Origin of the sequence: Paenibacillus barengoltzii NBRC 101215, assembly GCF_004000745.1 — a bacterium.
Lineage (GTDB): Bacteria > Bacillota > Bacilli > Paenibacillales > Paenibacillaceae > Fontibacillus > Fontibacillus barengoltzii.
In genome coordinates, this window is sequence record NZ_BILV01000133.1 from 1 (window position 1) to 4,265 (window position 4,265).

General features: G+C 55.8%; 6 protein-coding genes and 1 pseudogene. 6 read left to right on the forward strand and 1 reads right to left on the reverse strand.

All coding sequences use genetic code 11. From position 1 onward, the window contains the following. The 6 genes from PBA01S_RS22345 to PBA01S_RS23230 all read left to right on the forward strand — a co-directional run. The coding region (locus PBA01S_RS22345) for a GT-D fold domain-containing protein (protein WP_255315423.1) at positions 1 to 1,024 on the forward strand (1,024 nt) is incomplete at its 5' end. Further along, positions 1,014 to 2,330 (forward strand): glycosyltransferase family 2 protein, encoded by a 1,317-nt coding sequence (locus tag PBA01S_RS22350; RefSeq protein WP_255315424.1) that lies wholly within the window; start codon positions 1,014 to 1,016, stop codon positions 2,328 to 2,330. The genes PBA01S_RS22345 and PBA01S_RS22350, both read left to right, overlap by 11 nt. Before the next feature lie 137 nt (positions 2,331 to 2,467). Further along, complete coding sequence (locus tag PBA01S_RS22355) at positions 2,468 to 2,755, forward strand: hypothetical protein (RefSeq protein WP_009225097.1); 288 nt, start codon at positions 2,468 to 2,470, stop codon at positions 2,753 to 2,755. A 25-nt stretch (positions 2,756 to 2,780) separates the two neighbouring features. Then, entirely contained in the window at positions 2,781 to 3,137 is a 357-nt protein-coding gene (locus tag PBA01S_RS22360) for an alpha-helical endospore appendage domain-containing protein (protein ID WP_016311048.1), read from the forward strand. Next, the gene (locus tag PBA01S_RS22365; RefSeq protein WP_016311049.1) at positions 3,134 to 3,481 is read left to right on the forward strand and encodes a hypothetical protein; all 348 of its coding nucleotides are present in this window, start codon (positions 3,134 to 3,136) and stop codon (positions 3,479 to 3,481) included. Before PBA01S_RS22360 ends, PBA01S_RS22365 begins: the two co-directional genes overlap by 4 nt. Continuing rightward, on the forward strand, positions 3,445 to 3,804 hold the full coding sequence (locus PBA01S_RS23230) for a hypothetical protein (RefSeq protein WP_051416893.1): 360 nt from the start codon (positions 3,445 to 3,447) through the stop codon (positions 3,802 to 3,804). Before PBA01S_RS22365 ends, PBA01S_RS23230 begins: the two co-directional genes overlap by 37 nt. 295 nt (positions 3,805 to 4,099) lie before the next feature. Here PBA01S_RS23230 and PBA01S_RS23440 read toward each other — a convergent pair. Beyond that, positions 4,100 to 4,265: pseudogene (locus tag PBA01S_RS23440) on the reverse strand (transposase); the annotation flags it as partial.

The window sequence follows — 4,265 nt, forward strand, 5'->3', positions numbered from 1 at the left end:
CTCGGGCGGCCGCCAAGGCCGGGCCACTAAGGCCCTTTCGCCTGGCCCAGCCGCATTCTCGCCGCCGCTATTGCCTGCACCCGGGCCGGCGTCGCTGGATTCGGCGGCGCCGGATGCCTCCGGAGCCGCCTGGTCTACGGCGGAAGCGGAGCGGGTTCGCGCCGCCGCCTTCGAGGCCGGCTACCGCGAGGGCTTGTTTGAAGGCGGGGAAGCCAAGCTGGGCCGCTTAATTCCCCGCTATATGCTGCTGCCCGAAATCCGGGTGGACGACGTCATTGCCGCCGGTTTCCCAGCCGTTGCCGGGCAGCTTTATCCGATGCTTACGCCAGCAGAAGTGTTCGCTACAGCGGAGGGGGCGCTGCGGGAAAACCGACCGCTGTCGATTGTCCGTCTCGGCGACGGAGAACTGCTCACCTTGGCGCACGGTACGGTCATTTCCACCGAGGAAGCGCTCCGCTGGGGGGCTTTTTTGCCCTATGCAGGCGTGCATTTGCCTAATCCGGCAGCACGTGAAGCGTTGGCAGCCGCCATAAGGGCTGCGGATATTATCGGGGTTCCGGAATCCCGTCATCCGTCCTATCAGGGGCTGTTGTTGCCGGTGCTGCGCCATTATGGAATCGATTACCGCAGCCTGCGTTTGACCACTTCGACCGTCAATTATGAACTCAATACCGGAGGTTATTTAACGAGACTGGTGCATGGCCGGCGTGTCTTACTAATCGGGAATCAAGCGGAAGCGTTGGCGGGATATCTTGGGCAGCGCGGTGTGCAGGTTGTGGGTTGGCTTGCTCCGGTGCAGGGCGTTGCCGATGTGCCCAGGGTCATGATGCGCTTCCGGGAAGTTCCGGACTTTGATCTGGCTTTGGTTGCGGCTGGAGTGGCAGCAGTGATGATCTGCACACGGATATCCGGAGAACTGGGCAAAGTGGCGTTGGATACGGGACATTTAGCCGACAAACTGATAAAAGGGGAGGCGGCATGGCCGCAGCTCGGGGAGGTGCACAACAGTGCAAATGGAGTTTGACGGAAAAACCAAACATACTAGACGCGGTTCAGGAACCTACGAGCAAGGATACACTGCCGGCTATACTTACGGAGTTCAAGAAGGCTACCGAACATTTGCTGACCGTCAGGAAATCACGAGTATTATTATTCCGACTTATGATCGCAGAGATCTGCTGCTACAGTGCTTGGATCATATTGATCGCTACACGTCTACACCTTATGAAGTCATCGTCGTTGACAATGGGTCGACCGATGGAACGGCGGCGGCGGTTCGGAGACGGCCGGGGCGAGTGCGGCTGGCGGTGTATCCGCAGAATCTGGGGTTCGCCCGTGCCGTAAATACCGGTCTAATGATGGCCAAAGGGAATACAATTGTGCTTCTGAACAACGATGTACTGGTGACGGAGCGTTGGCTGGATCAACTGCTGGCGTGCCTTCGTCAGTTTCCTCAAGCAGCTGCAGTTGGGCCGGTAACGAATTACATCAGTGGCGAGCAGCAAATGGATGTTCCTTATGAGGATGTGGCGGATATGCCGGCATTTGCTGCCATGTTCAACCGTTCGGATCCGATGAAGTGGCGGATAACCGATCGGTTGGTAGGGTTTTGCGTAGCTTTTCCTCGAGCAACGCTGGAGCAAGTTGGATATTTCGATGAAGGATATGAGATCGGCAATTTCGAGGACGATGATTGGGTCGCCCGTTTGCGCCTGCAAGGAAAAACGCTGGTGATCGCCGGAGACACCTTCGTGCATCATTACGGAAGCATGACGATGAAAGGGTTAGGCAATCAGCAGTTTCAGGAAGTAAACACTCGCAACCACCATTTCTTTCGTGAAAAATGGGGAGATCTGCACGCTCTCTATGCACGGATGCCTGCTTGGCGGGGGGAACGGACGTTAAGGGCGGCGGATTTCTTCCCGACCCACGTGCGGGTTCGAGATGTGAAGGAAGGCGTACACTGGCTGGAGCATGGCGTTCGCCATCCGGTGCACCCGGCGGCGTCTGACTCATTGCCGGGGCTGCCGCGACTGTCCGTGCTGGATCTGGTCCAGCTTCCCGTCGGCCCGGCCCGTTCACCGGAGCAACTCGCTGGCTTAAGCAGCGGTATGCCATCCGAGGCGGGCTTTACGGACGGCGTCGTGGTCGCCAGCAACGGACGGTGGTACCAAATCGATCGGGGGCAACGGAGGGAGATCGTCTCGGAATACACGCTCCGCGCTTGGGGGCTTACGCCTTCGTTAGCTGTACCGGAGAACGAAGTGGCTGCCTACCCGGAGGGGCTACCGATTCTGCCTCCGCAACACATCGTGAGCGAGGATTTATAGGCTGGAACAAGCCGGCTCTACAGGAACGCGCAAATTCGTACCGGCATATGTTATTGGAGGGCATCCTGAGGCTGGTGTCCGCAGTCCGCTAATCAGAGCACGGCGTAAAGGCCGGCCTTAGTTGAGGAGGAGTCAGAGTGGAGCAAAAAATATCTGAGATCATCGTGCACATGGCCCACTCTCACCAGCAGATGGCGCGGGTGATCGATGCGGAACGACAAGTCGCTGTACGCATGGCACAGATCGTTCATGCGATTCCCGACGCCGAGCCAGCGTTCGATGGGACGCCCGGCATTTTGGAGAATTCGGGTCGGATCAACAAAAGTGTGATCTCCTACTTAAATGCCATTGCCGATTTACAGGAAGCAATGGCCGAGAATTTGAGCCATGTGATGAAGCAATTAAAGGTCCAAGAAGAAGAGTGAGGTTAATGAAGCGGGGTATGATGCCATGAGCAGGGAACAGGCTTATCTGAACATGTTGGATGCGGCCGCAAAAATCCAGTGGAACGTCGCAATGATACTGGAAGCCAAGGCGGTCGAGTCCGAGAAGGTGCGCAACTGGATATTGAATCATGTGCTGGATAGCAGTTTCGAGGATCACGAAAAGCAGCTGTCCGACCCGCTGGAGGTTCACGATCAACTCGTGGAGGTGATTGAGGGCCTGACCAAGCTGCAAAATGGGCTGTGTAGCAACCTGAAAACGGTGCTCCCTCCCGACATGACAGAAGGCGGCGGGGATGGTCTGGACGGAGGATTCGGCGGGTTGTTCGACGGCGGTGATTTTGATCTGGAGGCAGGCAAATGACGATGTTCCCCCTTCAGGCCGGGGAGGAGGCGAAACTCCGGTTAGTTGATGCCATAAGCCAAAGCCAGCAAGCGATGGCGCGGATTCTCGGCAGCCTCGCCGACGTGACCGAGCTCTCCCCGGACGCTGCAAGGCATATTGCCGGAAATATAGATAAATTGACCAAATATCAAGAAGCGATGGCCCGCACGGTTTGCGGGTTGACTTTTCATCGCGTCAAATATGGAACTCCTTCACCACCATGGATGATGGACGCCTGCTATGCAGCATACGACGTGACCCGAGGAGTACAGGAGGAAGAAGAAGGATGGCAAAAACCAAACTCCGGCGTACCCGCCGTGTAAAGCCGCGTACGACGAGAAAAGTTCGGCTCCGCAGAAAACGGAAGCTGACCCTAAGGCGGAGAAGCAAGACGATCCTTGCCCGCCGCAAGCGTCGCAAGGCGGTACACAAGCTGCGTACACATCGCAGAAGAAGACGGAGAGTAAGACGCCGGCGCAACGCTCTACCGGTCCCGGCAGCGGCGGTTCCTGTTGCAGAACAAGGAAGTGAAGACAAGGCCATTTATGATCAGGCCTATAACGAGGCTTATCAAGAAGGTTTTAACAGCGGCTTCGCCCAAGGCTACGAGGACGGACATAAGATGGCCTACAAGGATCAAGTCTGACGTATCATCTCTGAAAAGAATCAATCTGATAGGTGCAAATCAGATCGATATCCAGCTAATTAGCATCAAATCTATTAACCGTTGTCGGTTCATCGGCAGCGGTTATTTCATTATAGGGAGGGGGCATATTGCCTTTCTCCGCCCCTTTTTAACCATTATCCCTTTGAATCAGGGAGTGAAGAGAATGGGATGGAACTGTCCAGTATAAAAAATCTTGAAGTTGCCCAGGGGTCAATTCCTTAACTACTTGCATGTACTTCTTGTAATACTCCATACACTTTACTTCTTGCAATTCTTATGCGACTGCTGCAAGGAACGGCTTCCGCTGGCGTGCGTTCAGACCATGGGCGATTAACTCACGGTAAGGGATGGCAGGAATGGACAAGCACATCTGCAGCAGGTTTTGACACATCTCTTCCTCGGAACAAGTCATGCGCAGGTAGCGGCGGACGGTGTACTCG

Excerpts from the sequence above, each read along its gene's own strand:
- PBA01S_RS22350 (WP_255315424.1), top strand. The coding sequence starts at position 1,014 with ATGGAGTTTGACGGAAAAACCAAACATACTAGACGCGGTTCAGGAACC.
- PBA01S_RS22360 (WP_016311048.1), top strand. The coding sequence starts at position 2,781 with ATGAGCAGGGAACAGGCTTATCTGAACATGTTGGATGCGGCCGCAAAA.
- PBA01S_RS22365 (WP_016311049.1), top strand. The coding sequence starts at position 3,134 with ATGACGATGTTCCCCCTTCAGGCCGGGGAGGAGGCGAAACTCCGGTTA.
- PBA01S_RS23230 (WP_051416893.1), top strand. The coding sequence starts at position 3,445 with ATGGCAAAAACCAAACTCCGGCGTACCCGCCGTGTAAAGCCGCGTACG.